The organism is Mesorhizobium sp. M2A.F.Ca.ET.039.01.1.1, assembly GCF_003998035.1.
In the GTDB taxonomy this organism is placed as follows: domain Bacteria; phylum Pseudomonadota; class Alphaproteobacteria; order Rhizobiales; family Rhizobiaceae; genus Mesorhizobium.
Genome location: NZ_RZRY01000736.1, coordinates 1 through 2,922 on the forward strand (window position 1 = coordinate 1; position 2,922 = coordinate 2,922).

The following is a 2,922-nucleotide window of genomic DNA, read 5'->3' on the forward strand; positions in this document are numbered from 1 at the left end:
CCGGACCCCGCGGCGCCCCCGCCGACCCCCGCCGTCAATCCCAGGCGCTCGGTGACGCCTGACTACATCATCTGCCTCGAGGACGGGAAGAAGTTCAAATCGCTGAAGCGCCATATCGGCGTGCATTTCGGCCTGACGCCCGAAGCCTACCGCGCCAAATGGGGCTTGCCGGTCGACTATCCGATGGTCGCTCCCAACTACGCGGCTTCGCGCTCGCAGCTGGCCAAATCGATCGGACTCGGCCGCAAGGCGGAACCGGAACCGGCAAAGCCCGCCAGGGGCAGGAAGGCCAAGGCGAGCGCTTGAAATAGCGCGCCTGCACCAATGATTTGAGGAAGCCTGCCGAGGAATCGACCTTGGCAGGCTTCGCGCTTTTGTGGCTTGGTTGCTACCGGGGATTGGGGGAACCGGCCATGAACTACGCCAGGATGCTGATCGAGAAGGAAGCGCCGGAGGAATACGGCTACGACCGCATCCGCTACAACCTCTCCGAAAGCTCGATCGCCGACCAGAAACTCTCCGACATCGGTCTGACGCTGCCGAACCTCACCTTGTTCTATGGCGAGCATCGCGGCGACAAGGACCTGCGCGCGCTGATCGCCGCGCAGGACAACGGCCTTTCCCACGCCGATGTGCTGGTGACGGCGGGCGCGGCCGGCGCGCTGTTCATCATCGCCACCGCGCTGCTGTCGCCCGCTGACCATCTTGTCGTCGTCCGGCCGAACTACGCCACCAACATCGAGACGCCGAAGGCGATCGGCTGCGCCATCTCCTATGTCGATCTCGATTTCGACCAGGGCTTTGCCATCGACATCGAGCACGTGAAGGCGGAGCTGCGGCCGAACACGAAACTGATCAGCGTCACCTGCCCGCACAACCCGACCGGCACGATGATGACACGCGCCGATCTCGACGCGCTGATCGCGCTTGCCGAACATCACAAGTGCCGCCTGCTGGTCGACGAGACCTATCGCGATCTCTCCTACGGCGAGCGCCTGCCGGCGGCGGCCTCGCTCAGCCCAAGCGCCATCAGCGTCTGCTCCCTGTCCAAGGCTTTCGGCATCCCGGGCATCCGCATCGGCTGGCTGCTGACCCGCGATCCGCAACTGCAGGAAACCTTCCTCGCCGCCAAGGAGCAGATCGGCATCTGCGGCAGCGTCATCGACGAGGCGATCGCGCGCGCCACGCTCGAACGCCGTGACGCCTTCCTCGCCTCGCTGCTGCCGGAGATGGCAAGGCGCCGCGACATCGTGCAGGCCTGGATCGACGGCGAGACGCTGGTCGACTGGGTGCGGCCGCAAGGCGGCGTCGTCGGGTTCCCGCGGCTCAATATCGATGCGGGCTTCGACCTCGACCGCTTCTACACCCGGCTGCTGGAGGAGCACGGCGCCTATGTCGGTCCCGGCCACTGGTTCGAGATGCCGAAGCGCTTCTTCCGCCTTGGCTTCGGCTGGCCGACGGAAGCGGAGCTGCGCGGCGGGCTGGCCGCCATCTCCGCCGCGTTGCGGAGCTGAATCGCCGTCCGGGCAAAAATTCGATTTTCTTTGATCCAGCGCGGATTTTTGCGCGCATGGCAGGACGAACTGAGCTAAAGGGTTCTGGCCGGACCAGCGCCCATCGTGGAAGTGCCCCGCCGGCCATTGTCGCAACGGGGCCCTCGAATCATGACAGCCGAAGCAACCTCACCAGACCAGCGTTACGCCGCGTTCCGGCACCGCCCGTTCCTCAGCTACTGGACGGCGCGTTTCCTCACCACCTTCGCCACGATGATCGTGTCCGTCGCGGTCGGCTGGCAGGTCTACGACCTGACCCGCGACCCGTTCGATCTCGGCATTGTCGGCATCGTCCAGTTCCTGCCTTCGCTGCTTCTGGTCCTGGTCACCGGGGTGGTCGCCGACCGCTTCGGCCGCCGGCTGATCATGACGCTGGCGACGCTGGTCGAGGCCGGCTGCGCGCTGGCCCTGCTGCTTCTGACGCTGCGTGGCCTTCACGGCCCGCTGCCGATCTTCATCGTGCTGGCGATGTTCGGCATTGCGCGGGCCTTCTACGGACCGGCTTCGTCCTCGCTCTTCGCCAATCTCGTGCCGCAGGAGGATTTCGCCAACGCCATCGCCTGGAACTCGTCGGCCTGGCAGACGGCGACCATCGTCGGCCCGGTCGCGGGCGGCCTGCTCTACGGCGTGTCGGCGGAAGCCGCCTACGCCACCGCCGCCATATTGATGCTCGCCGCCGCGGTGCTCATCTTCACCATCCCGAAGCCCGCTCAGCAGACGGCCACCGACAAGCCGACGATGCAGACGCTGTTTGCCGGCTTCGGCTATATCTGGAGCGAGAAGATCGTGCTCGGCGCGATCTCTCTCGACCTCTTCGCCGTGCTCCTGTCGGGCGCCTCGGCGCTGCTGCCGGTCTATGCACGCGACATCCTGCAGCTTGGCCCCTGGGGCCTCGGCCTGCTGCGCTCGGCGCCCGGCATCGGCGCGATCTGTGTCGCCGTCTGGCTAGCCGGTCACCCGATCCGCGACCATGCCGGCAAGATCATGCTGGGCTTCGTCGCCTTGTTCGGCGCCTTCACCGTGCTGTTTGGCGTCTCGACCATCACCTGGCTGTCGATCGCAGCCCTTGCCCTCCTCGGCGCCACCGACATGTTCAGCGTCTACATCCGCGAGACGCTGATCCAGCTCTGGACGCCCGACGAGGTGCGCGGCCGCGTCAACGCCGTCAACCAGGTCTTCGTCGGCGCCTCCAACGAGGTCGGCGAATTCCGCGCCGGCACGATGGCGGCGCTGATCGGCACCGTTCCCGCCGTGGTGATCGGCGGCATCGGCGCCATCGCGGTCGCGGGGCTGTGGGCCTGGCTGTTCCCGGCGCTGCGGCAGGTGCGGCATTTGAACAGCCGCGAGTGATCGCGCCCTGTATCTAAGC

Annotated in this window: 3 protein-coding genes; all 3 read left to right on the top strand. The window is 66.5% G+C overall.

Translation table 11 applies throughout. The features are described 5' to 3' along the window. A partial coding sequence (locus tag EOA24_RS32775; protein ID WP_189354426.1) for a MucR family transcriptional regulator occupies positions 1-306 on the top strand: 306 nt, incomplete at its 5' end. Positions 307-413: 107 nt separating this feature from the next. After that, positions 414-1,514 (top strand): aminotransferase class I/II-fold pyridoxal phosphate-dependent enzyme, encoded by a 1,101-nt coding sequence (locus EOA24_RS32780; protein WP_126080505.1) that lies wholly within the window; start codon positions 414-416, stop codon positions 1,512-1,514. Between the two features lie 150 nt (positions 1,515-1,664). Next, entirely contained in the window at positions 1,665-2,903 is a 1,239-nt protein-coding gene (locus EOA24_RS32785; protein ID WP_126080504.1) for an MFS transporter, read from the top strand. Positions 2,904-2,922: the final 19 nt, after the last annotated feature.